The following is a 24798-nucleotide window of genomic DNA, read 5'->3' on the forward strand; positions in this document are numbered from 1 at the left end:
CTATTTAAACAGAGGTGATTTTTTCGTCTAAAAGACCAATCTCTATTTTTCTTCTTATATCTTGCTCGATTGAGAAATAGTTTTCTTGGTTTAGAAGTGTCGTTTCTATTTTTAATAAAGATTCTTTGTTTGAAATGGCAAATGCAATATCTTTGTCTAAAGCAATCACTTCTGCAATGACTATTCTGCCTAATGTCCGAGACCCCTGGCAGATTGGACAAATAGAGCGCTTTTCTTTAATGCATCCGCATGATTTTTTGACTAATTTTTGCGAAATTACTCCTATTAAATTCATTGCAATCAGTTCATGGCTAATACCAAGATCCATGAGTCGTGCAACAACGCCCAATCCAGAATTAGCATGTAAGGTTGCATATACCTGATGGCCTGTCATTGCTGCTCTGATTGCCATGGTAGCGGTATCAGTATCCCGAATCTCACCCACTAAAATAACATCTGGGTCTTGTCTCAATAAAGATTTGATACCATCTGAAAAAGAAATTTTACTGTTATCTGTCAATGATGTTTGTCTGATCATAGGCATGATATATTCGATTGGCTCTTCTAAAGTCATGATGTTTATTTTTGGGCTGTTTATCTGTTGTAATAAACTATATAAGGTTGTTGTTTTTCCGCTGCCTGTTGCCCCTGTAACAATAATTAAACCTTGTTGTTGCTGCGTAATCTTACTAATAATTTTCAAATGTTCAGGTAAAAAGCCAAGTTTTTCTAACTGGAAAATATTGTCGCTAAAATTAAGAATACGAATCACAATGTTTTCACCAAATAGGGTGGGATGAACTGAGACACGAAAGTCCATTTTCTTGCCAAAAATATCGGCACTGAAACGACCATCTTGTGCTTTTCGGTTATCGCTAATGTCTAAATTTGCTAAGAATTTTATTTTTCCTAGAAGAGTAGGCCATTTCTTTTGATGAATAAGGGCTATTTCTTGTAGCTCGCCATCTATTCTCCAGCAGAGCCGGGTGAAGTATTCTTGTGGTTGAAAATGAATGTCAGAACATTTTCTAGCAATCGCAGTTCTAAAAACCATTTCTAAGAAATTTTCTTGATTTGAATTCACTGGCTGATATTTCAAAAAGTGCCGCTGTAGAAAGTTGAGTATGGTTTTTTGGCTGCAAAGAAAAATATCAACTTTGGCTGAAGGGTTGAAGAAGTTTTCCCTAATAAAATCAATGGAAAAGAACTGGTTGATATCACTAATCGCTAGACTAATTGTGTTAGTTGTTTCTTCAAACCGCAACGGAAAGGCTAGATGCTTTTCAAGCACTAGCAACTGTTGTTCGGTAAATTGAAAATTTTGTTTATTGGTTTTGTCAAAATCATCAATGCTTTTTACCTTTAATTTTTGAGCTAGCAATTGATAGCAAACATCAGCATCAATAAATCCCATTTCAATCATAAGATTACAAATTTTTGATTTTGTTGCCCTATGTTTTTGTTCTTCGAGTGCAATCGAGAGTTGCTGCTCATTGATAAACCCTTTTTCAATGAGGAGTCTGCCAATTTTTTTATCATCCATTCTTTTATCTCAGCTAACTTTTTCAATTTGAGAAAGACGATTCTCTACTTGCTCAGTATTAAATTGATAAGAAGATCCTTGTTGTATAAGTTCTATCGATTTCCTATAAAATAGGATGGCTTGATTTTTTAAACCGAGTTGATCAAGGCTAACTGCTAAATTAAAAGCAAAATCGGCCTGCTTCGGTTGCATTTCATAAGCAATAAAGAAATTCTCTTGTGCTTGTTGCCAGTCACCAATTTTTGCCAACTCAATTCCATATAAGAATATCTGGTCTGCTGTCATATCTTTGCCAACTGTCTTACTTATTATTTGTTCTTCTTCGTGCTGATCAAAAAAGTAGCGTTGTTTGGGAGGGCGATCTTCCTTTGCTACAGATAGAGGTTTCTCGGTAGGAGAAACTGTTTTGAAACCTAGCACCTCTTTTTCTATATCTACTTTTTTATTGTCTTCATCGATAACAGATGATGGTGCCGGATATTCTCTAGCGAGTTTATCAAGTAGTTGTTCTTCCAGGTTTTCTTCTGAAATAGGTGGTTCCGGTAGAACATTGGTTGCTTTTTGTGTACTCTTTTCTATCTGAGGAACTTGTTCGGCTTTAGCACTAAACAAAGTAAGATCTGTGCCAAATAAAAATCCCGCAAAAGTGAAAATACTACCCACAATCAACACGGGTTTGATGTTTTTTGTTTGTTTTGTCTCTGTCTCTTGAATCGATTGTTGATGTAAAGATTGTTCTATCTCTTGATGGTGCGATCTGTCTGGAAAGTTAAATTCACTTTTTGGCTTAATTTTCATATTAATCTCCATTTAATAGGTTTGGGTGAGGCTTAGAAATTAACGTTGGTTTGATCAAAACCACCAGTTCTGTTTTTTTGGTTTCTTCCGTTTGATACTTAAATACATTACCCAGCACTGGCAGACGGCTAATAAAGGGCAAACCTATATTGTTTTCTTTAATCTGGTCTTTAATTAAGCCACCAAGAACAGCAACTTGACCATCTTGAAGGAACAGTGTTGATTCCAATTCACGAATCTGCACGATAGGGATTTCACTTTTTACATCAACTGAGTGAGTTTTAGCTTGTTGTGAAAGTGCTAAATCAATGGCCGGGTCTCTGATATATCCAATAACAGAAGAGATTGTTGGACGAATGTTGATTGCTATTTTTCCTTGATCGGAAATTTGCGGCAAAATAGTGAGGACTATGCCTTCTGAAACAGTATTTAAATTACTTTCGTAACTGGTTCGGCTGACCTGATTATTGTTACCCTCGGAGATATTAACTCGCATGGTAAAATAAGGGATATCTTGTACTGCCTTCAGAATAGCAGGTTGATTGTTTAAAGAGATAATTTTAGGGCTGGATAAAACTTTGAGTTTGCCAAAACTTTCTAATGCTTGTATTGTGCTTTGTATATTTCCACTGCGAGAGATGTATTCAAAAACAGGTAATGCAGCATTGAATTTTGGTATTGGGCTGCTATTGATATAACGGGCAAAGTTTTGTTGGTAGCGGTAACGTCCTTCTTGAAATATTCCTTGCCAATCAATACCCATTTGATATTCATGTGACAGTTCTATTTCAATGATGGTTGCCTCTATCATGACCTGTTTGTTGCTTTGAAGTTCTATTTCTTTAATCAGTTGAGAGATTTTTTGATGTTGGTTTTCAGTTGCCAGTATGGAAACAATGCCAGTCTCTTTGTGAATTGAAACAAAATTAGACGTTTGAGAAAAACTGTCTTTACTTTGAATTGTTGCTATGTGTTGATTCGATTTTTGTTCGCTGGATTTTGGCGTTGAATCGACGATGGTTGGTGGATGGCTACGTTCTTGCAGAATTTTTTCAAGATGATTTTGTAAACTCTGCCAAAAGTGATTATGTGCCTCGTTTTGAAATTGACTATATGATCCTGCTTTATGCCCTGATTGATTGCCTGGGATAATGCTATGACTGCCACTGGCTTTGACGACTGAGCTTGCGCCAATTTCTGTTTTATATTGACGGTTTAGGTTTAAGTGGTTGATTTGGTAGTGTTTTAGATAGGGTGTATCTGGCTCAATAATGATAGCCTGATCGCTCATGCGCCAACGGATGGCAACTTGTTGTGCAATACGATTTAAAATAGCTGGTAAAGATTGTTTAACTGCATGGATTGTGATCAGACCATTGATTGCTGGATGGACATCGGCATTGAGCCCTGCCTCTTTTGCTATTTGGGTGAGGACATCACGTGCAGGGGCTTGTGAAACGACTAAAGAAAAAGTTTTGGGGGCTGGTTCAACCAAACTGGGTAAGGATGGCTTGATATCAGGAGTGGATAAAACAGTAGGGGATGGATGGACTGGTGGGGAAAGATGATGCGGCGAAGGTGTTGGAGGTCGATGCTGACACGCCGTTAGCGATAACATAACCGTCAGCAGCAAAGGAATTTTTGCTTGTTGGCATGCTCTAATATGAAATTGCATTCCCATGGTTGTCGACTCCACGCCCAATTGACGGCAACAATTTGGTATCTCAATTCATCACGGAATATAATCCGTCTGTCGAGGTGATATTTATCATCTCGCTTTTTTATTTGCAATGCTAATGTGCTTGCTGGGTGGGTATATGTGCAGTGAAACAGATTACAAACCTTTCATAGAACTTAAGAATGTTAGTTTTTCCTACGGCACAAAGCCTATTTTGCAAGACATTTCACTATCTATACCGCAAGGTAAGCTAGTTGCCATAATGGGCGGGTCGGGTTGCGGAAAAACAACATTGCTGCGTCTATTGTCGGGTCAGGTGAAACCACAGTCTGGTTCTGTTTGGGTCGATGGTTGTGAGATCAATCGGCTTTCTGATCGGGACTTACTAGTATTGCGTCGGCGTTTGGGGATGTTGTTTCAATTTGGTGCTTTGTTTACCGACTTGAATGTATTTGAAAATGTGGCATTTCCGCTGCGTGAGCATACTCAATTGCCAGAGGCAATGATTCGTGATTTGGTGTTGATGAAACTACAGGCGGTGGGTTTGCGTGGTACAGCGAATTTGATGCCATCCCAGCTATCAGGGGGGATGTCGCGTCGGGTCGCCTTGGCGCGGGCGATTGCCTTAGACCCTGCGTTAATGCTGTACGATGAACCTTTTACTGGTTTAGACCCGATTGCACTCGGTACGATTGCTGTGTTGATCCGCCGTCTTAATGATGCGCTTAAAACAACGGCAGTGATGGTTACCCATGATGTGCATGTTTCGCTGAATATACTAGATTATGTGTATTTTATTGCCGAGGGAAAAATTGTCGCACAAGGGACACCGCATGAAGTGCGTGTTTCGACTGACCCATTTGTGAAGCAATTTGTCCAAGGTGAAGCGGATGGCCCTGTAAGGTTGCACTATGCTGCGGCTGATTATGCTACTGAACTTGGTTTAACGTCCTGAGGAGATTCATTTGCCTGATTTATTGTACCCCTTACGTCGAGTTGGGCATCTGGTTATAGAAGGTGTTTGGCGTTTTGGTTTTGCCATGCGCTTTTTGTTTCTGTTGTTAATCAATTCTTTACAGACATTACAGCGACTGCCTCTGTTAATCCGTGAGATTTATTTTGCGGGTGTGTTGTCATTATTGATCATTGTTGTGTCTGGTACCTTCGTCGGGATGGTGTTAGCTCTGCAAGGCTATACCACGCTCAATAGTTTTGGTTCTACAGAGGCACTTGGCACCTTGGTGGCATTGTCTTTGCTGCGTGAGCTTGGTCCGGTATTGGCTGCCTTGTTATTCGCCAGTCGATCTGGCAGTGCCATGACCGCAGAAATTGGTCTGATGAAAGCCACCGAGCAGCTAGACGCGATGGCAGTGATGGGGGTGAACCCGATAGCACGGGTGTTAGCCCCTCGTTTTTGGGCTGGTGTGTTATCAATGCCCTTACTTGCTGCTGTATTTAATGTGTGTGGAATTGTGGGTGGTTATTTCGTTGGTGTGGTGATGATTGGTCTCGATGGAGGGGCTTATTGGTCACAAATGCAATCGAATGTTGATCTTCACTATGATGTGGTGAATGGTGCGATTAAAAGTGTGATTTTTGGGATAGCGGTGACGCTGATTGCAGTATTTGAGGGGGTGAATGCGGTACCTACTGCTGCCGGTGTATCGGGCGCAACCACTCGAACTGTGGTGACTTCTGCACTGGTGATTTTAGCCCTCGATTTTATCTTAACGGCTTTTATGTTCTAAGGATTCAAGAATGGTGCAACGCGGTACGATAGATTTGTGGGTTGGTGTCTTTGCGGTGATTGGTCTTGGTGCGCTGTTATTCTTGGCACTGAAAGTCGCAAACCTGACCTCCTTCGGTTCTGGCGTGCAGAGCTATGTGGTGTATGCCGAATTTGACAATATCGGCGGTCTAAAAGTCAGAGCGCCAGTGAAAGCCGCTGGTGTATTGGTGGGCCGAGTCGAATCGATTGCCTTGGATACAAAAACCATGCGTGCTCGTGCTACTTTGGCATTGAACAGTGAATATCGTTTTAGCAAGGATGTCAGCGCGCAAATTTTGACTGCAGGTCTATTGGGTGAACAATATATTGGGTTGTTAGATGGTGGTGATGATATCCAATTGGCCGCAGGCGATAAGATTGGCATCACTTCATCTGCATTAGTATTAGAAGATCTGGTTGGTAAGTTTATGTTGAACTTTGCCGAAAAACCGACCAGTCCAACTGAACCATCATTATTTAATTAAGGAAAATAAAGTATGTTACAAAGTTTACAGCGTTGGTTAATGCCCATCGTTTTCTGTGCTGGCTTACTGCCCTCTACTGTTGCGTTAGCGAATGACACCCCTGATGCGATGGTGCGTCAGGCTTCACGGCAGGTGTTAGATACACTGAAGAAAGATGATGGCAAGAATAGTCGTCAAGTTCGTGCCGAAGTCGAGGCAATTGCCATACCAAAATTTGATTTTAAACGCATGACAGCCCTAGCCGTAGGACGCGGGTGGAAAGAGGCCTCTTCTGCACAGCAGGAAGAACTGCAAGTGCAGTTCAAAACCTTACTGGTCCGTACCTATACTTCAACCATGTTCCGTTTCCGTAATGCACAGGTCAACGTCGCATCTAACCCTGTCATTTCTGCCGATGGCAACGAAGCTACCGTGCGTAGCCAAGTGGCAATGGGGGATGGTAAGAATGTGCAGGTTGATTATTCACTATATAAAGTTGCCGGTGAATGGAAGGTTTACAATGTTTCTGTTGAAGGCGCGAGCTTGGTGACTGTTTATCGGAATAATTTCAACGATATCATCCGCCAATCGGGTGTTGATGGCTTAATTAAGTCATTAAAAGAGAAAAATGATGCTTTCATCGCCAAAAGCTGAGTTGTCGGCGTGGCAGCTAAAGGGCAACGTCACGTTTTATGAGGCCGCAAACATTGAACGTGAAATGAGTCAAGCATTGCAGCGTGGGGTTGTCTGTTTTGATTGGCAAGCGGTGGATAAGGTTGATTCTGCTGCTGTTGCTCTGGCATTGCAGTTACAAAGAATAGCTGTGACAAAGAAGGTCGAGCTTGTGCATTGTCATCTGCCTCAGGCCTTTTTAGATCTCGCTGACTTATATGGAGTTTCTCATTTTGTTACCCGTATTGAATAGGCGCTCGGTGATGGCGACAGCCTTGGTGCTGACCTTAACCGCGTGTGCCAGTGTTGAACAGCGTCATGCCCGAGATCCTTTTGAACCGGTTAACCGAGTCGTGTTTTCTTTTAATCAGAAAGCTGATCGATATGTGATTCAGCCGGTTGCTGAAGGATACAAAACGGTGACACCGGAGCCGGTTCGGGTAGGGGTGAGTAACGTTTTTGACAATATGAAAGATATTGTCAGTTTTGCCAATCATGCTGTGCAATTAAAACCAAAAGAAGCGCTGAATGATTTTTTCCGCGTTGCAGTCAATACAGTATTTGGTTTTGGCGGTTTGCTTGATATTGCTTCACCGATGGGATTAAAAAGTCAAAAGAGTGGATTTGGTGATACTTTAGCGCATTATGGTTGGAAAAATAGTGATTATGTGATGTTGCCTTTATTAGGGCCCTCGACTGTACGGGATACGATTGGTACCGGTGTTGATTTCGTTTCTAACCCCCTCGATCACTACGTACAACACGATGTACCGACACGTAATACGCTAGTTGGCGTCAATGTCATCAACCAGCGGGCACGTCTCCTTGGTAGTGAAAAACTGTTGGAAGAGGCTGCGCTGGATCCGTACTCTTTGATGAGAGATACCTACTTACAAATGCGCGATAAAAAAGTCGGGTTGCCATCACAAGCAGAAGAAGACATTCCAATTAATGAATTAGTTAATCCTTAATAGATTATTTTTCTGATTAGGTCTGGAAAGCGCCGTAACAGGCGCTTTTATTTTTTATCAGACAAATTTTTGTTTTATGTGTTTATCGCAATTTTTCTTCATATTTTACGCGGTTTTCATCAGGCATCTTTTAGGGTATAAAGCAAGAGTGAATTTTGTTTTTGTTGTTTGTTGCGATTTTTCGCGTACAGGCCTTGTTTCCTGCTAGAGTTGTGGTTAACCTTGTTTGAATATGTGATCTGGCGAGGCAAGGATGTGCTTGTGTGAGTCTCTTTTCTATCTGATTGCTCCCTATGTTAAAGCCTGCGACACAAAAACCCTTTGAACTGACGCCAAGCTATACTGCTGATGTGGTTCTCCCTCTGCATCCTTGTTGTTGTAACAGCCGCATGACAGAAAAGATGGTGTTAATTGGTGCCTCAACAGGGGGAACTGAGGCAATCAAAGCGGTGTTGACTGCGCTGCCTGCTCAATTTCCTCCTATCTTGATCGCACAACATATGCCGGAAGTATTCACCAAATCGTTCGCAGATCGACTCAATACGCAATGTGAATTGACGGTGAAAGAAGCAGAAGAGGGTGAAATGATCAAGGCAAACCATGTGTATATCGCACCTGGTTTTGCTCACTTGATGTTGCAGAAGCGTGGTATGCAATTTTTTGTTGCCCTAAGCCGTGGTAATGAGGTCAATCGCCATCGGCCTTCGGTGGATGTGCTATTTCGTTCAGGTGCTAATATGCTGGGTGCTGCAGCAATTGGTGTGATATTGACTGGGATGGGACGAGATGGCGCACGGGGACTGGCAGAGTTGCGGCAAACCGGCGCCTATACGATTGCCCAGAACGAAGCGTCTTGTGTGGTGTTTGGTATGCCAAAAGAAGCGATTGCCCTTGGTGGTGTAGCTGAAGTGTTATCGATTGAACACATTGCACCACGGTTATTAGGTTTATTGACACAGCAAACAGCTCATATTGCGAGATAAAGATGTCTAAGCCAACGCTACCCATTCTTGTTGTTGAGGATGATGATGCTTTGTTAGAAGCCATTGTCGATACTCTGCATTTGGCAGGATATGAAACTTTGACAGCAAAAGAGGGAAGATCGGCGCTACATATTCTCAAACAACATAAAGTTGCTTTGGTCATATCAGATGCACAGATGCAGCCGATGGATGGCTATGCTTTATTTGCAGCATTAAAACAGAAAAGTTTAGTGGTTCCATTTATCTTAATGACCGCATACGGTGAATTAGATAAAGCGGTGGAAATGTTGAGAGCTGGCGCCGCGCATTATTTACAAAAACCATTTGAACCAGATGTGTTGTTAGATGAAGTCGCTCGCTGTATTGGAAGAGCGAGTAATGCTTCCTCTGTCATCAATCAGGTTGAGGCAGCAATGGGTATCATTGCCGAATCCAAAGTAATGAAAGCGTTGTTGGCTCTGTTAGGTAAGGTTGCGCTCAGTGATGCCAGCGTGTTTTTACATGGTGAAAGTGGTGTTGGAAAAGAAGTGTTAGCGCGCTTTCTGCATCAGCATTCGCCACGGGCAACAGGCCCATTTGTTGCCGTCAACTGTGCGGCAATTCCTGAGCACTTGTTAGAATCGACTTTATTTGGACACGAAAAAGGCGCGTTTACCGGTGCCAGCCAGAGTTTTGTAGGCAAATTTGAACAGGCTCAAGGTGGTACACTGTTACTGGATGAAATCAGCGAGATGCCGTTGCAACTTCAAGCAAAATTACTGAGAGTTTTGCAAGAGCGAGAACTAGAGCGCTTGGGGAGTCAGCGCGCAATCCGCTTGGATATTCGAGTCATTTCAACCAGTAATCGCCACATTGAAGAAGAAGTGGCTGCAGGTCGATTTCGAGAAGATTTATACTTTCGTTTAAATGTCTTTCCCGTTTCTATCCCGCCTTTGCGAGAAAGAAAAGAAGATATTTTGCCTTTGGCCAAAGCTTTTTTATCTGGCACAGGACATGCTTGGTCTTTATCGGCAGATGCTGCGCATTGTTTGACTGCCCATGCGTGGGACGGTAACATCCGCGAGTTACAAAACGTGATGCAGAGAGCATGTGTGCTTGCATCGGGTGGTGTGATTCATGCGGCTGATCTGATGTTGACGAATAAAGAAAACAAAATATCAGCTTTGCGGTCTGGGTCAGAGACAGTGCAATCAGACATTCGTAGCTTGGAGCGGCAACATATCCTTGATACCCTATCTTCTGTGGGTGGCGTCAAAAAACTTGCAGCTCAACGCTTAGGGATTAGCGAACGGACGTTGCGCTACAAATTGCAAAGATATCGGATGGACGATACAGAGGAAACAGCGCTTCCTTCTTCTGCCTTAACCCCCCCTGATAGCTCGCTTTCACATTGAGGAATACATTATGAGCACGCAAGGTATTGACCAATTACTTGGCGAGTTACGCGCGGTTTCCGCGCTAGCGACAAATAAACCAGCAACCCCCATCGCCGGTCAGGAATCTGTTCCTGGCGTTGACTTTTCTGATGTGCTGGGCTCTGCACTGAAAGATGTGAACAGCTTGCAACAAGCCTCTCAATCGTTACAGAAGAAATTTGAGCTAGGCGATGAAACTGTCAATCTGCATGATGTAATGATTTCTTTACAAAAGGCCAGCTTGTCATTCCAGACCATGGTGCAAGTGCGTAATAAATTGGTCTCTGCTTATCAGGAAGTGATGAACACACAAATATAATCGTGTTTTCGTATGATAATACGACCTTGTGCCTGTGCTGAGTGTAATCTCAGTACGGCAGGACTCAACGTGCAAAAAATTCCCTGATGATATGGCTGAACTGGCAGAGCAAAATTCGATGACCCTGCAAACACGGATCCGTGAAGCGGTTGAGAGATACAAAACCCTCCCTTCCAATAAAAAAATACTGCTTTTTGCAGGGCTTGCTGCAATCGTGGCAATCATCATTGCATTGGTGTTATGGAATAAACAACCTGCATATAAAGTCCTGTTTAGCAACATTTCTGATAAAGATGGCGGTCAAATTACCGCTGCGCTCCAACAAATGAACGTGCCCTATCAGCTTGGGCCTGGTGGAGTGATTTCGGTGCCAACCGAAAACGTCTATGAAACACGCTTAAAACTTGCTTCCCAAGGTTTGCCCAAGGCAAGTGGCGCTGGCTTTGAACTGATGGATAACCAAAAATTTGGTATCAGCCAGTTTGCGGAACAAATTAACTATCAACGTGCAATTGAAGGTGAACTGGCTCGTACGATTGAATCACTCAACGTTGTTGAATCTGCGCGTGTGCACCTTGCCATCCCAAAAAACAGCGTGTTTTTGCGTGAACAACAAAAACCGACTGCTTCTATCATGGTGTCGCTGTTCCCTGGTCGGGTGCTCGATGCAGGTCAAATCTCTGGTGTGATTAATTTGGTGTCTTCCAGTGTTCCCGGATTACCTGCTAAAAACATTACCATCGTTGATCAGGAAGGCAATTTACTATCCAATTTGTCAGATATTAACAACGACAATTCTGGTTTAAATAAACGCCAACTCGCCTATGTTAGACAAATAGAGCAAGATTTTGTTAAGCGTATCCAAACCATCCTAGAACCCATTTTTGGTAAGGAAAATGTTCGTGCTGAGGTGACGGCGGCGGTCGATTTCTCTGAAGTTGAACAAACTGCCGAAATTTATACACCGAATTCGCCACCCAATCAGTCTGCCATTCGTAGCCAACAAACGGCTGAAAGTGTAAAACGCGAAACTGATCAAGTCGGTGGTGTCCCCGGTGCGTTGGCTAACCAACCGCCTAATGCAGCTGCTGCGCCAATTCAGCTTCCCCCTGGCACTCAAGCTGGTTTGTTACCTGGCGGTCAGCAGGCTGGTAATACCCCTCCTGTGGCGTCTAATCGGGAAACGACAACGAATTTTGAAGTTGACCGGACTATTCAACATACCAAATCGCCTGTAGGAACAGTGAAACGCTTATCTGCAGCGGTGGTGGTTAACTACAAACGTCAGGTGGATGCTGAAGGCAATGCCAAATTTGTTCCCTTAAGTGCCAATGAACTGCAACAAATCAATAATCTTGTTCGTGAAGCAATGGGCTATAGCCAAGATCGTGGCGACTCTTTGAACGTGGTCAACACCGCTTTTGCAGAGAATTTAGAAACCCAAACCTTACAAGATCGCTTTATTACCTATGCCACAGAGAATGCAGAAAGTCTGATCAAATATGCCTTGGTCGGTCTATTGTTACTGTATCTCCTGTTGTGGATTGTTCGTCCAATCGTGCGCGATATTCTTAATCCGCCGCCGCCTTTACCTGGCATGGAGGGGGCCGAAGAAGCTGGGGCTGCACCGAAAGATGAAATTACCGGTGAACCACTGGATGAACGTGAAATCCAACGACGTCTATATGAGGCCAACCTTGAGGCTGCACGTCAAATCGTGAGAAATGATCCACGGATGGCGGCACAAATCATTAAAGAATGGGTGAGTGGCGATGAGTGATGCCGGTGTTCGTCGTAGTGCAGTATTACTGTTTAGTTTGGGGCAAACTGATGCCGTCGAGGTTTTTAAATACCTCGGTCCAAAAGAAGTGCAAAAAATCAGTACTGTGATGACTCAAATCTCTAACTTGAGCTTTGATGAAATCGATCTAGCAGTAAATCTGTTCCGTGAAGAAGCGCAAATGCGTGCTTCTGTCGGTGCATCTGACGAATATCTACGCAATGTGTTGACAGAAGCACTTGGTGAAGACAAGGCTGCCAACCTGCTTGATAAGATCATGCAGGGTAATGACCATGCGGGTATTGAGAGCCTGAAATGGATGGATCCATCGAATGCAGCAGATCTGATTCGTAATGAACACCCTCAGATTATTGCAACCATTCTTGTGCACTTAGAACCAGACCAGACCAGTGCAATCCTGCAGCATTTCACAGAGCGTTTGCGTAATGATGTTCTCTTGCGGATTGCCACCTTGGAAGGCGTACAACCACAAGCCCTGCGTGAATTGAATGAGGTGTTGACTCAGTTGTTGTCTGGCTCTGATCGCGTCAAGAAAAGCGCAATGGGTGGCGAACAGCTTACTGCTGAGATTCTTAACTTCTTGGGCAGTGGTGTTGAGACATCGGCCTTGGGTGCTATCCGCGAGTACGATCCGGAATTGGCTCAGCGAATCCAAGACAAGATGTTTGTGTTCGAAAACCTTATCGAATTGGACAACCGCTCGATTCAGGTCATCATGCGCGAGATTTCGTCCGAATCTCTTATCATTGCGCTTAAAGGTACCAGTCAGGAACTCAAAGAAAAAATCTTCAAGAATATGTCTCAGCGTGCTGCTGAAATGCTGAAGGATGACTTCGAAGCCAAAGGGCCAGTTAAAGTGTCTGAGGTTGAAGCAGAGCAGAAAGAGATTCTGAAAATTGTGCGCAAATTGGCCGATGAAGGCCAGATTGTGTTGACGAAGGCTGGAGAGGAAGGCGTTGTCGAGTAAGATTATTTCTGCCCAAGAAGGTGTCCAGTGGACGCCTTGGGCCTTGTCGCCTTTACATCAACTTGAAGAGGCTGTTGCCACCACATCGACTACGACCAATGAAGGTGTGCCTGATGCCACGACCTCAGAATACGCCTCGGGTTCTTCTACTGTAGAAGAGGATTCAGATCCGGTTGTTGTCGAAACCGTTGAGATCGAACCCGCTCGCATTTATCCCACTGCCGCAGAAATTGAAGCCATTCATCAAGAAGCCTTTCAAGCGGGTTTTGAGGCTGGTAAAACGGCAGGATTTGAAGCCGGCCATAAAGAAGGGTGGCAAGCTGGTCATACTCAGGCAAGCACGGAGTTCAATCAGGCTTATGAACAGTTTCTTGATATTCAACAGCGTTTGCAAGTTTCTGTGACCGATGTTGACCAGAGTATTGCGCCTGCATTGTTGCAGCTGGCCTTATCCTGTGCACAAAAGATCGTTGCTTCACACATTCAAATCAAACAAGATGCTGTGTTAGATGTTTTAAAACAAGCGCTTTCTACCTTACCTGACTCGATTCAACAGGCTAAGTTACGGCTCCATCCAGATGATATTGAAGTGATGAAACACTATCTGAGTGAAGAGCGCTTGTCTCAATCATGGCAATTGATTCCCGATCCTGCGTTAGATCGTGGTGGATGCCTACTCGATAGCCCTGTGCTGAGCATTGACTTATCCTTACAACAACGCTGGCAAGCGTTGTCTAATGCTTTGGGAACTGGCAATGTCAGCGCCAATTAAACCATGGCTGGATTATCTTTCTCTATGCCAACAGACGATTACACATTCTCCGTTATGGTTGATTAAAGGCCGACTTACACGGGTGACTGGTATGGTGATGGAGGCGGTTGGCGTCCGTTTGCCGGTAGGGAGTGCTTGTGTCGTTGAATTACCTGAAGGACGACATGTTGAGGCAGAAGTCGTAGGTTTTTCAGCAGATAATATGTATCTTATGCCAGTGTCGAATGTTCAAGGTTTGGTTCCAGGCACTGCTGTTGCGCCATTACGTCCCTATCATCCACCACGCTATGGCCAGCAAAATGTGGCAGTTTGCCCACAGGGGCCATATGGCCGACAAGTTCCGGTAGGACATAAGTTACTTGGGCGAATTCTCGACTCACTTGGCCGCCCCCTTGATGACGCCGGCCCGCTAGAGCCAGATGATTTCTATCCCTTGTACAGTCAACCCATTAACCCTCTTGATCGCACACCTGTACGAGATGTGTTGGATGTCGGCGTTCGTGCGATCAATGGTTTACTAACCGTGGGACGTGGCCAGCGTTTAGGCTTATTTGCCGGTTCTGGTGTGGGTAAATCGGTATTGCTTGGCATGATGGCGCGTTTTACCAAAGCTGATGTGGTCGTAGTGGGCTTGATCGGTGAGCGGGGGCGCGAGGTAAAAGACTTTATTGAAGAAATTCTTGGAGAAGAAGGGTTAGCACGTTCGGTTGTGGTGGCAGCACCAGCGGACATGCCACCGCTGATGCGACTGCATGGCGCCGCCTATGCGACAGCTTTGGCAGAGTATTTCCGTGACCAAGGCTTAGATGTCTTATTGTTGATGGATTCAGTCACTCGATATGCCATGGCACAACGTGAAATTGCCCTAGCGATTGGTGAACCACCCGTGACTAAAGGTTATCCCCCCTCTGTATTTGCGAAATTGCCACAACTGATCGAAAGAGCGGGTAATGGTAAAGCAGGGGGTGGTTCGATTACTGGCTTCTACACCGTGTTATCTGAAGGTGATGATCAGCAAGACCCTGTTGCTGATTCGGCCCGAGCTATCTTAGATGGTCACTTTGTCTTATCTAGGCAAATTGCTGAGTCGGGGGTTTATCCTGCAATTGATATTGAACAATCGATTAGTCGGGTGATGAATGACATTGTGTCTCGCGATCAGCTGCAAGCCGCCCGCTACTTTAAACAGCTTTACTCACGTTACTTGCGCAATCGTGATTTAATCAACGTTGGTGCCTATATGAGCGGCTCTGATCCAATGTTAGATAAGGCGATTCAGTTGCATCCGGTGATGCAAGAGTTTTTAATGCAAGAAATGCGGCAATCGCATGACTATCAGGAAAGTATTGGCAATCTGTTTCAACTGGTGAATGGAGCCAACTGATGCCACCTGTCAGCAAGTACCAACTTCTGATTCGTTTGGCACAAGAAAAACTTGATGCTGCAGCGAATCGTATGGGAATGGCACAACAGAGCTTGTCCACCGCGCAACGTAAGTTACAACAAGTTGAATCATTTTTAGCCGAGTACCGTAACCGTCGTATAGAACGGGGTGCGGTTGGGATTGGCGTGGCCCAGTGGTTGGATTACCAACGTTTCTTAGAGCGTTTGGAATCTGCGGTGGAAGTCCAACTACAAGAAGTGAAAACGTGTGAAGTGATATATGCAGAAACACGAGACCAATGGCAGACTGCCCGCCAACATCTCAAAGCAATGGAAACTTTACATACTGCAGAGCAACAACGGTTGTTGCAGCAACAAATGCGGCGTGAGCAAAAACAGACTGATGAATTGGCAACGCGTGCCTTTACTGTGCGTTCGCTTTCTCAGTAACCAATTTCGTGAAAAGAGCATGGTGCAAAAGTTGCTTTATCTTGTCACTTGTCTCTTTCTTCTCAGGAGCTGATTATGGCGATTACTGTCGTCAGCAGTGCACCGCCTGCTACTACTTCAAGCAGTCCTCTTTCTCCTCAACAGGAAAAAGCTTCGGATGTGTTTTCACAATTATTGGGTGAACGTCTGTCTGCAGATAAAGCAGCGGAAGCTTTAGTTTCCGACCCAAAATCTATTGATAGCAAAGTTTCATCAGCACTTGCTGCCAGTCCTCAAACATCAGAGATAACTGGCCTGAGCACAAAAGAGGGCACACAAAAAGAACAAGACTTATCAAAAGATTTGCAAGCTGCTATTACAAATCTGATGATGATCGGGGTGCCCTCTCATCCCGTTTTGACAAGAAATCAAAATAATACCCCGGCACAAAAAACACCAACATTAGATCAGGCAGCTCTGACGCCTCCTGATCAATCTCTAATGTCTGTGGCAACAGCTGTATCCTCTGATCCTGCTTTGGATGGGATGTACGAGAATCTCTTAGACGAAATCGATTTCGCTTCTGGTTTGTTCGGCAAGGAAGAAAAAAACCTATCTAAAGAAACGTTTGCAGCGCTAACAAACTCAGCAGAAGATCCTGTTGATTTGTTGATGTCGATGGAGCAGAAAACTGCTCCGACAAGCATTCCCTTTTCTCCGATCTCTTTAGATAAGCAACCGTCTACTGCATTAGCACCTGCTGCGACTGCTACTACATCGATAGATCCTTTGGCAGCCAAATTGTTTCTATCAACCGAGGTGGCTCAACCACAGAAAAATTTGCCGGTGGTTGACACTTCTTTGCCGGCATTTGCCGATGAAACTGCTTCTACCCCTGTTGCTCCGAATGTCGTGACGTCATTGCTGACGCCCCAAGAAAAACCTCACATGCAGTCATCAGAAGCAGCCAAGGTCTTACACGTTCACACCCCGATGTCTCCTGATCCAAAATGGGGTAAGGAATTAGGCCAAAATCTATTGATGATGGTCAATACCAAGATGGATGTGGCTCAGATGCAGGTGAATCCACCCAATTTAGGGCCTATCGAAGTTTCTCTCCGCTTGCATCAAGATCAAGCGAGCGTTCTATTTGTTGCAGCAACACCACAAGCTAAAGATACCTTAGAACAACACTTACCACGTTTAGCAGCGATGCTGGCAGATAATGGTATTCAATTGAATGGTGCTCAAGTGTCTTCTGGTGACTCTCAAGAGCGTCAAGCAGCCCAGATGGCTTTTATGCAACAAAATCAATCGTCTCGCCAAGATGAATCTGCACCAAAATTCTCTGTTCATGGTATGCCGACTGCTGCCCCTGTTTCTCCGCCTGTGACACCTGCTCCAGTGAAATCTGTTGATGGTGATGATCAACTGAGTGTTTACGCGTAATGTTCGGAACCCCTGCTTTTGGGGTAATATCCAGTGGCAGCCGATATTGAGGGCCTTTGTTGTGAACAAACGGCCCTCTCTCTAGAATGTCCTCTGCTATTTAGCAAAGGTACATTTTGTGTTGTGAAGAGTGGCCTTTTAAAATTCTGTTTCAAATTGCATGGGTAAAGTTATGTCAGAAGAAAAAGCACCTAGCGGTAACAAAAAAACAATGGTCATTCTGGTTGCAGGCTTATTAGTCGTCGTTTTAGCGCTGGCTGGCGCCGTTGCCTATCTCTTTTTAGGTAAAAAAGAAGAAGGTCATGGGGGAGCCGCTCCAAAAAAAGTCTCTGAATTGCCGGTCTTCGAAAAAATTGATACGTTTGTGGTGAATTTGGCCGGTAGCGGTGGCATGCTGCAAATTGAGTTTCAAGCAGAACTTGCCGACGGTGGCCATGCTCAAGTGCTTAAAGCCTATATGCCAAAAATTCGCAGTGCACTGATTATGTTGCTTTCATCAAAAACCAGTGAAGAACTGGCGACACCAGAAGGCAAAGCAAAATTAAAAAATCAGATTCGCCAAGTGATTAATGAGTCTGTGTCAGATTCTGGTCTTTCTGCACCAGTGACTGGCGTGGTTTTCACCTCTTTCATTGTTCAGAATCAGTAACGGGCGAATATGGCAGACGATATTCTCTCCCAGGAAGAAGTTGATGCCCTGCTGCGCGGGGTCACTGGGGATGACAATGATGACGAGGCGAGACTGGGGGGAACCCCAGTACGCAACTATGATATTGGTCGTCAAGAGCGCATTGTTCGTGGCCGGATGCCAACCTTGGAGATTATTAACGAGCGTTTTGCTCGTAACCTTCGGATTGGTCTATTTAACTTTATCCGCCGTAATGCAGAAATTTCTGTAGGTCCGGTTAAAGTACAAAAATATAGTGAATTTATTCGTAATCTTGTTGTACCTACTAACCTTAACCTGTGCCATGTCAAACCCCTGCGCGGGACTGCACTGCTAATTTTCGACCCCGATTTAGTCTTCTTGATTGTCGATAATTTGTTTGGTTCGGATGGTCGTTATCATGTGCGGGTTGAAGGCCGTGATTTTACGGCAACTGAACAACGAATTATTCGTCGTCTTTTAGATGTTGTCTTTTTGGAATATCAAAAAGCATGGCAGCCAGTATATGAAATAGAATTCAATTACATCCGTTCAGAAATGAACACACAGTTTGCTAACATCGCAACACCGACGGAAGTGGTCGTTTCGATGACATTCCGAATCGAACTGGGTGCCGGCGGTGGTGATTTCCACGTTTGTATGCCATATTCGATGGTCGAGCCCATTCGGGACTTATTATCGAGTACGATGGCTGCTGACCGTACCGAGGTGGACAACCGGTGGGTAAATCTGTTATCTCGCCAAGTACAAACAGCAGCGGTGGAATTAGTTGCTAACTTGGCTGAAACAGAAATTACGCTGCGTGACATTCTGACCTTAAAAGAAGGCGATATTATTCCACTAGAAATACCAGAAACGATTGTCGCTGATGTTTCGGGTATTCCCGTTTTACAGTGTAAATATGGTGTTGTGGGTGGGCAGTATGCGCTGAAGGTGGATCGGGTACTTGCTGGTGCACAAGAAATCAGTGATGTCAGCAGCCTAGGAAGCGATGCTATTTAAACTTGGATGGCGTGTCGGGTGACCTAAATAACAGTCACTGCCAAGGCCAATTTTTTGTGGGTAATTTAAAATGAGTGACGAACCAGTAAGTATGGATGATTGGGCAGCCGCAATGGCGGAACAACAGGAATCAACTGATTCCGATCACGAATCTGCTCCTGCAGAGCCTGCTCAATCTGGGCCCACTTTGGCCACAGGCCTGTTCCAAGAGCTTGCCCCTTCTGATCCGATAACCGCTGCAGGCGGTAATCTGGATATGATTCTCGATATTCCCGTTAATATGACGGTTGAACTGGGTAGAACAAAAATTGCCATCCGTAACTTGTTGCAATTGGCTCAAGGCTCAGTGGTTGAATTAGATGGTATGGCTGGTGAACCAATGGACGTGTTGGTCAATGGCTGTTTGATTGCTCAAGGTGAAGTGGTGGTGGTAAACGATAAATTTGGTATTCGTTTAACCGATATTATTACACCTGCTGAACGTTTACGTCGGTTACAGAAGTGATACAGACCGTTGTGTGTTGGTTTAACAGAGCGCTGTCCTTTGTGGCAGCGCTTCTGTTTACATCTTTCTCTTCTATTGTCCTAGCACAAGAGAGTGCACCTACCTCATCGTTGCTCACCTCTCCCATGTCACAGTTCGCCCAAGCGGCTTTTGGCCTATTATTTGTACTCGGCCTGATTTTCTTGATGGCATGGGCACTTAAAAAGCTTGGTGGTCAATCTGCATTTGGTCTGCCTGCCCATGCTAAGGTCGTGGGCCATGTCATGGTAGGACCGCGTGAGCGGGTTGTGATTGTTGAGATAGACCAATCTTGGTTGGTGCTAGGGGTGGCGCAGGGATCAGTGAATGTCCTGCACACTCTACCGCGTCCTGCCGACGCAGATACTATTGTTCCGGTTTCTTTTGCCGAGCGTTTCCGTACTGCGCTTACTCATATCAAAGGGCCTGCTTCTCATGCCCAAGATCAGAATCGTTCTTCCCATGAATAAAAAAGCATGGTTGTTCTGTTTACCCTTACTGTTTGGGTTAGCTGAATTCGTTTTTGCGACACCTTCATTTCCTCTGATGAATAGCACTCCCACTGCAGGCGGTGGGACAAACTATTCATTATCATTGCAAATGTTGGTGTTTATCACTGCATTAGGATTTATCCCTGCAGCGATATTGATGATGACTTCTTTTACTCGTATTGTCATTGTGCTTGCTTTACTGCGACAAGCCCTAGGGACAATGCAATCACCACCAAATCAGGTTTTATTGGGATTAGCATTGTTTCTAACTTTTTTTATCATGGCACCTGTGTTTGATGACGCCTATAAAAATGCTTGGCAGCCGTTTGCTGAAGATAAAATGACTATGGATCAGGCTTTTGAGCGAGGAAGTAAACCATTCAAAGAGTTTATGATGAGACAAACTCGAGAAAAAGATCTAGAGTTTTTTGTTGAAATTTCTCGTAGTCCAAAACCCAATGGACCAGAAGATATTAGTTTAAAAACCTTAGTACCTGCTTTCGTGATTAGTGAAATCAAAACTGCTTTTCAAATTGGTTTTCTTGTCTTTATTCCATTTTTAATTATTGACTTAGTTGTAGCAACAGTCTTGATGTCAATGGGTATGATGATGGTTTCGCCAATTATTATCTCACTCCCTTTTAAGCTAATGCTATTTGTGCTAGTGGATGGGTGGACTCTATTGATGGGGTCTTTGGTACAAAGCTTTTATGTTTCATAGGAAAAACCATGAGTCCAGAGCTGGCCATTAATCTAATTCAGAATGCGCTGTTTATCTTAATTATTGTTTCAGCACCATTGCTTGCTGTGGCGCTGGTCATCGGTCTTTTGGTCAGCGTGTTGCAAGCAGCAACCCAGATTAACGAAATGACCTTAACTTTTATTCCAAAGTTGTTGGCTATGTTCGTGGTGCTTATTTTAGCCGGTCCTTGGATGCTGCGGACAATGATGGAATTTACCGTGCGTTTAATTAGCGGTATTCCAAATATGATTGGTTAAATGAAAGCCAAAATATGGGTATGGTAGAAATCTCTGATACAGAGATTGCATTACTGTTATCAGGCTTTTTTTGGCCATTCTGCCGTATCGCCGGTTTTATTATGGTCGATCCGTTTTTTGGGACACGAACAATTCCCCGACAAGTTCGTGTTGCTACTGCCATTGCATTAACGATTATTATTGCACCGTTATTACCTGCGATGCCAGAAGCACCGGTTATTTCCGCTGAGGGGCTCGCTAATATTTTCTATCAAGTCATTATTGGTGCCGCAATGGGCATGGTGATGCGATTGGTAATTGCTGCGGTAGAAATGGCTGGCATGCTGATGAGCATGCAAATGGGTTTGGGTTTCGCCATGTTTTTTGATCCACAATTTGGTGCACAAGTCCCCGCGCTTTCTCGATTTTTATCCACTTTTGTCTTCTTACTTTTTTTGGCGATGGATGGCCATTTGGTTTTAATCTCTGCGCTGGTCGATAGTTTTCGCATATTGCCTGTTGGTTTAGAGTCGATTCCTAAAGCCAGTTTCAAAGTGTTAGCTGAATGGGGAGCTAACATATTTTCCCTAGGGTTTTTATTGTCTATTCCCGTTGTGGGGGCATTACTGATTACTAACTTGGCGATTGGTGTGATGACTCGTGCTGCACCACAGTTCAACATTTTTACCTTTGGTTTCCCCTTAACACTGACAATTGGCTTTATTGCTTTATATTTCTCTATACCAGCATTCGCTCATGTTATTGGTGAAATTTATGAGCAAAATATTCAGGCAATGTTGCAATTGCTCTCAACAATAAAAACGCCTTAACAACTTCGTTAAGGCGTTATCAACACAGTTTTTTTAGAATAAGCTGTTGTGCTCGGGGGCTTTGCATTCGTGAGTTTGTAATATTTGCCCTTGCTGGTCAACAGATTCTAAACGCACATCAAACCCCCATAATCTGCAAACATGCTTTAATACTTCGTCGGTGGTTTTTCCCAATGGCCGTCTTTGATGCATAAAATGGCGTAAAGTTAAACTACGGTCCCCGCGTAGATTAACCGACCATACCTGAATATTAGGCTCTCTCGAACCTAAATTATATTGTTCAGATAGCGTACGACGAATCTCAGCATACCCTGTTTCATCGTGAATAGCAGGGATGAGAAGTTTATCGTCTTTATCATCATCTCTCACGGCAAATAATCTAAAATCACGAATGACCTTTGGTGAAAGGTATTGTGAGATAAAACTCTCGTCTTTGAAATTACGCATGGCAAATTCAATACTCTCACGCCAATCTTGGCCAACTAAATCGGGAAACCATGCCCTATCTTCATCTGTTGGCTCACGACAAATCCGACAAATATCTTGATATATAGCAAATCCAAGCGCATAGGGATTGATACCTGAATACCAGTGACTATGTACCGGTGGTTGTAGTACAACATTGGTGTGTGATTGCAGAAATTCCATCATAAAACCATCCGTCACCAACTGTTTTTCGTAGAGTCGGTTTAGAATGGTGTGGTGCCAAAAGGTTGCCCACCCTTCATTCATGACCTGGGTTTGGCGTTGTGGATAAAAATACTGGGCGATTTTTCGCACAATTCGAATGACTTCGCGTTGCCAAGGTTCTAATAAGGGCGCTGATTTTTCAATGAAATAAAGGATATTTTCCTGTGGTTCTGTAGGAAAACGAGCTGGAGCATTGATCTCGGTATCTGTATTTCGTCGCGGAATGGTGCGCCACAAATCGTTTACCTGCAGCTGTAAATAATGCTCACGCTCACTTTGGCGGATTTTTTCTTTTGCTAATGACAATTTTTGTGGCCGCTTGTAGCGATCGACACCATAATTCATCAAGGCATGGCATGAATCTAATAGATCCTCAACTGCATCAATGCCATACATTCGCTCGCAATCAGCAAGGTAGTTTTTTGCGAAAACTAAATAATCAATGATTGCTTCTGCGTCTGTCCAAGTTCTGAATAAATAATTGCCTTTAAAAAAACTGTTATGGCCATAAGCCGCATGTGCTGTGACTAATGCTTGCATCATCATGGAATTTTCTTCCATCAGATAAGCGATACAAGGATTAGAGTTGATCACTATTTCATAGGCCAAACCCATTTGCCCACGTTTATAACTTTTTTCTGTTGCAACAAATTGTTTGCCAAATGACCAATGATGGTAGTTAACTGGCATTCCAACAGAAGAGTAGGCATCCATCATCTGTTCTGCTGTGATAATTTCGAGTTGTACTGGATAAATATCAAGATGATATTCACCACAGGCAATTTTCATAATTTCTCGGTCGTATTTTTCAATCAGATCAAAAGACCATTCTGACGAAGTTGAAATAGGGGTCGGTTTCATGGCCAGAAGTCCTTATCTTTTTCCGATACTGTTAGCTATGTAACAGTATGAGGTTGTTTTTTAAACAATTCACGGAAAACGGGATAAATATCTGCAGCAGTTTTTATTTTTTGCATCGCAAAGTGTTTAATCTGCTCAGCAACTTTTTGATATTCATGCCATAAGTTTTGTGGTTCTCCCTGTGTGATTTCAATATAAGCATAATACTGCACACAAGGTAAAATTTTCTCTAATAAAATAGAGCTACATTGACTAGAATCGCTGTCCCAGTTATCCCCATCCGAGGCTTGAGCAACATAAATATTCCAATCTTCAGTTGGATAGCGTTTTTGAATGATTTCTGAACATAATGTTAAGGCAGAAGACACCACTGTCCCACCTGATTCACGGGAGTGGAAGAAATCATGCTCAGAGACTTCTGTTGCACTGGTATGGTGTCGGATGAACACCAGCTCTATTTTTTCATATTGTTTTTCTAGGAAAAGATAAAGCAAAATAAAAAATCGTTTGGCAATATCTTTTTTATTTTCATCCATTGAGCCAGAGACATCCATGATACAAAACATCACTGCTTGACTGGTTGGAAAAGGCCGCTTAATACGGTTGTTATACCTTAAATCAAAAGGATCAATAAATGGGATGGTATACAGCCGGCTGCGTAAGTGACGGATTTTTTCTCGCAGATCTTTTACTCTGAAAGACTGTTCGTCAGCCAGTTCAAGTAGTTCATCTAATTCTTCTTCGGCTTGTGTCAGTTCCGATAAAATAGGTGCTGATAGTGCAATACGCCGAGAAAGTGCCCCTCGCAATGAGCGAACAATATTGATATTGGTCGGCGTACCATCGTTAATAAAACCTGCCCGCACACTTTTCATTTCGTGCGTACCAAGCAACTGTGTTTTCACTAAGTTAGGTAAAGCAAGATCTTCAAAAAAGACTTTCATGAATTCTTCGCGGCTAAGTTCAAAGACAAAATCATCTTCTCCTTCGCCTTGATTGCTCGCCTTGCCGCCCCCACCACCGCCTCCTCCGCCTTGTGGTCGTGCAATACGATCACCCCGAATAAAATCTTGGTTGCCAGGGTGAATCATCTCTTTAATCCCTCCTGATCCGTGTTGAAACACCGGTTCAGAAATATCTTTTGATGGAATAGAGATTTTCTCACCCGTTTGAATATCAGTGATGGCGCGTCCTTTTATCGCCTTTGCAACCGATTGTTTAATTTGTGCTTTAAAACGACGCAAAAAACGCTCACGGTTGACGGCTGACTTATTTTTTCCGTTTAAACGGCGGTCTATTAAATGGGCCATGGTCAACTCCAGATAAAATGAGGCAATGAGGACG

Annotated in this window: 27 protein-coding genes; 22 read left to right on the forward strand and 5 right to left on the reverse strand. The window is 43.7% G+C overall.

What is annotated here, in order from left to right:
* Window positions 1–4: 4 nt before the first annotated feature.
* Genes ACYVJG_RS01505 through ACYVJG_RS01515 form a run of 3 tightly spaced genes read right to left on the reverse strand, consistent with a single transcriptional unit; the run spans window position 5 to window position 4022 of the window.
* A complete protein-coding gene (locus tag ACYVJG_RS01505; protein WP_460429447.1) occupies window positions 5–1543 on the reverse strand; it encodes a GspE/PulE family protein in 1539 nt (512 codons plus the stop codon).
* A 9-nt stretch (window positions 1544–1552) separates the two neighbouring features.
* The gene (locus ACYVJG_RS01510; protein ID WP_460429448.1) at window positions 1553–2341 is read right to left on the reverse strand and encodes a tetratricopeptide repeat protein; all 789 of its coding nucleotides are present in this window, start codon (window positions 2339–2341) and stop codon (window positions 1553–1555) included.
* Between the two features lies 1 nt (window position 2342).
* On the reverse strand, window positions 2343–4022 hold the full coding sequence (locus ACYVJG_RS01515) for a type II secretion system protein GspD (RefSeq protein WP_460429449.1): 1680 nt from the start codon (window positions 4020–4022) through the stop codon (window positions 2343–2345).
* A 136-nt stretch (window positions 4023–4158) separates the two neighbouring features.
* Between ACYVJG_RS01515 and ACYVJG_RS01520 the strand changes: the two genes are divergently transcribed.
* The 22 genes from ACYVJG_RS01520 (at window position 4159) to fliR (ending at window position 21903) form a co-directional block, all read left to right on the forward strand.
* Complete coding sequence (locus tag ACYVJG_RS01520; RefSeq protein WP_460429450.1) at window positions 4159–4974, forward strand: ABC transporter ATP-binding protein; 816 nt, start codon at window positions 4159–4161, stop codon at window positions 4972–4974.
* 10 nt (window positions 4975–4984) lie between these two features.
* Window positions 4985–5767 (forward strand): lipid asymmetry maintenance ABC transporter permease subunit MlaE, encoded by a 783-nt coding sequence (mlaE, locus tag ACYVJG_RS01525; protein WP_460429451.1) that lies wholly within the window; start codon window positions 4985–4987, stop codon window positions 5765–5767.
* A gap of 13 nt (window positions 5768–5780) precedes the next feature.
* Window positions 5781–6272, forward strand: a complete 492-nt coding sequence (gene mlaD, locus ACYVJG_RS01530) for an outer membrane lipid asymmetry maintenance protein MlaD (protein WP_460429539.1) — start codon at window positions 5781–5783, stop codon at window positions 6270–6272.
* A 12-nt stretch (window positions 6273–6284) separates the two neighbouring features.
* Complete coding sequence (locus tag ACYVJG_RS01535) at window positions 6285–6905, forward strand: MlaC/ttg2D family ABC transporter substrate-binding protein (protein ID WP_460429452.1); 621 nt, start codon at window positions 6285–6287, stop codon at window positions 6903–6905.
* Window positions 6880–7176, forward strand: coding sequence for an STAS domain-containing protein (locus ACYVJG_RS01540; protein WP_460429453.1), 297 nt, complete (start codon window positions 6880–6882; stop codon window positions 7174–7176). The genes ACYVJG_RS01535 and ACYVJG_RS01540 overlap by 26 nt, the downstream gene beginning before the upstream one ends.
* 25 nt (window positions 7177–7201) lie before the next feature.
* Complete coding sequence (locus ACYVJG_RS01545; RefSeq protein WP_460429540.1) at window positions 7202–7894, forward strand: MlaA family lipoprotein; 693 nt, start codon at window positions 7202–7204, stop codon at window positions 7892–7894.
* Window positions 7895–8187: 293 nt separating this feature from the next.
* Entirely contained in the window at window positions 8188–8877 is a 690-nt protein-coding gene (locus ACYVJG_RS01550) for a CheB methylesterase domain-containing protein (protein WP_460429454.1), read from the forward strand.
* A gap of 2 nt (window positions 8878–8879) precedes the next feature.
* Window positions 8880–10271, forward strand: coding sequence for a sigma-54-dependent transcriptional regulator (locus ACYVJG_RS01555; protein ID WP_460429455.1), 1392 nt, complete (start codon window positions 8880–8882; stop codon window positions 10269–10271).
* Between the two features lie 10 nt (window positions 10272–10281).
* Window positions 10282–10611, forward strand: coding sequence for a flagellar hook-basal body complex protein FliE (gene fliE, locus ACYVJG_RS01560; protein WP_460429456.1), 330 nt, complete (start codon window positions 10282–10284; stop codon window positions 10609–10611).
* Between the two features lie 118 nt (window positions 10612–10729).
* A complete protein-coding gene (gene fliF / locus ACYVJG_RS01565) occupies window positions 10730–12391 on the forward strand; it encodes a flagellar basal-body MS-ring/collar protein FliF (RefSeq protein ID WP_460429457.1) in 1662 nt (553 codons plus the stop codon).
* On the forward strand, window positions 12384–13379 hold the full coding sequence (gene fliG / locus ACYVJG_RS01570; protein ID WP_460429458.1) for a flagellar motor switch protein FliG: 996 nt from the start codon (window positions 12384–12386) through the stop codon (window positions 13377–13379). Before fliF ends, fliG begins: the two co-directional genes overlap by 8 nt.
* A complete protein-coding gene (locus ACYVJG_RS01575; RefSeq protein ID WP_460429459.1) occupies window positions 13369–14151 on the forward strand; it encodes a flagellar assembly protein FliH in 783 nt (260 codons plus the stop codon). The genes fliG and ACYVJG_RS01575 overlap by 11 nt, the downstream gene beginning before the upstream one ends.
* Entirely contained in the window at window positions 14135–15535 is a 1401-nt protein-coding gene (fliI, locus tag ACYVJG_RS01580; RefSeq protein ID WP_460429460.1) for a flagellar protein export ATPase FliI, read from the forward strand. The genes ACYVJG_RS01575 and fliI overlap by 17 nt, the downstream gene beginning before the upstream one ends.
* Window positions 15535–15984, forward strand: coding sequence for a flagellar export protein FliJ (fliJ, locus tag ACYVJG_RS01585; RefSeq protein ID WP_460429461.1), 450 nt, complete (start codon window positions 15535–15537; stop codon window positions 15982–15984). Before fliI ends, fliJ begins: the two co-directional genes overlap by 1 nt.
* A gap of 75 nt (window positions 15985–16059) precedes the next feature.
* The gene (locus ACYVJG_RS01590) at window positions 16060–17412 is read left to right on the forward strand and encodes a flagellar hook-length control protein FliK (protein ID WP_460429462.1); all 1353 of its coding nucleotides are present in this window, start codon (window positions 16060–16062) and stop codon (window positions 17410–17412) included.
* A 172-nt stretch (window positions 17413–17584) separates the two neighbouring features.
* Window positions 17585–18061 carry a flagellar basal body-associated FliL family protein gene (locus ACYVJG_RS01595; RefSeq protein WP_460429463.1) on the forward strand — a complete coding sequence of 159 codons (477 nt, stop codon included), beginning with the start codon at window positions 17585–17587 and terminating at the stop codon, window positions 18059–18061.
* 9 nt (window positions 18062–18070) lie between these two features.
* Window positions 18071–19081, forward strand: a complete 1011-nt coding sequence (gene fliM, locus ACYVJG_RS01600) for a flagellar motor switch protein FliM (RefSeq protein WP_022653130.1) — start codon at window positions 18071–18073, stop codon at window positions 19079–19081.
* A 70-nt stretch (window positions 19082–19151) separates the two neighbouring features.
* Window positions 19152–19586, forward strand: a complete 435-nt coding sequence (gene fliN / locus ACYVJG_RS01605; RefSeq protein ID WP_022653131.1) for a flagellar motor switch protein FliN — start codon at window positions 19152–19154, stop codon at window positions 19584–19586.
* Between the two features lie 125 nt (window positions 19587–19711).
* Window positions 19712–20074, forward strand: coding sequence for a flagellar biosynthetic protein FliO (fliO, locus tag ACYVJG_RS01610; RefSeq protein WP_460429464.1), 363 nt, complete (start codon window positions 19712–19714; stop codon window positions 20072–20074).
* A complete protein-coding gene (fliP, locus tag ACYVJG_RS01615) occupies window positions 20067–20816 on the forward strand; it encodes a flagellar type III secretion system pore protein FliP (RefSeq protein WP_460429465.1) in 750 nt (249 codons plus the stop codon). Before fliO ends, fliP begins: the two co-directional genes overlap by 8 nt.
* Window positions 20817–20824: 8 nt before the next feature.
* Window positions 20825–21094, forward strand: coding sequence for a flagellar biosynthesis protein FliQ (gene fliQ / locus ACYVJG_RS01620; protein ID WP_022653135.1), 270 nt, complete (start codon window positions 20825–20827; stop codon window positions 21092–21094).
* A 14-nt stretch (window positions 21095–21108) separates the two neighbouring features.
* Window positions 21109–21903: a flagellar biosynthetic protein FliR gene (gene fliR / locus ACYVJG_RS01625; protein WP_460429466.1), complete on the forward strand. Its 795-nt coding sequence runs from the start codon at window positions 21109–21111 to the stop codon at window positions 21901–21903.
* A 33-nt stretch (window positions 21904–21936) separates the two neighbouring features.
* Here fliR and ACYVJG_RS01630 read toward each other — a convergent pair whose 3' ends face one another.
* Both ACYVJG_RS01630 and ACYVJG_RS01635 read right to left on the reverse strand, forming a co-directional pair.
* Window positions 21937–23454, reverse strand: coding sequence for a SpoVR family protein (locus ACYVJG_RS01630; protein ID WP_460429467.1), 1518 nt, complete (start codon window positions 23452–23454; stop codon window positions 21937–21939).
* A gap of 35 nt (window positions 23455–23489) precedes the next feature.
* Window positions 23490–24764, reverse strand: coding sequence for a YeaH/YhbH family protein (locus ACYVJG_RS01635; protein WP_460429468.1), 1275 nt, complete (start codon window positions 24762–24764; stop codon window positions 23490–23492).
* Window positions 24765–24798 lie beyond the last annotated feature (34 nt).

The sequence above is a fragment of the Aquaspirillum soli genome (genome assembly GCF_054781915.1).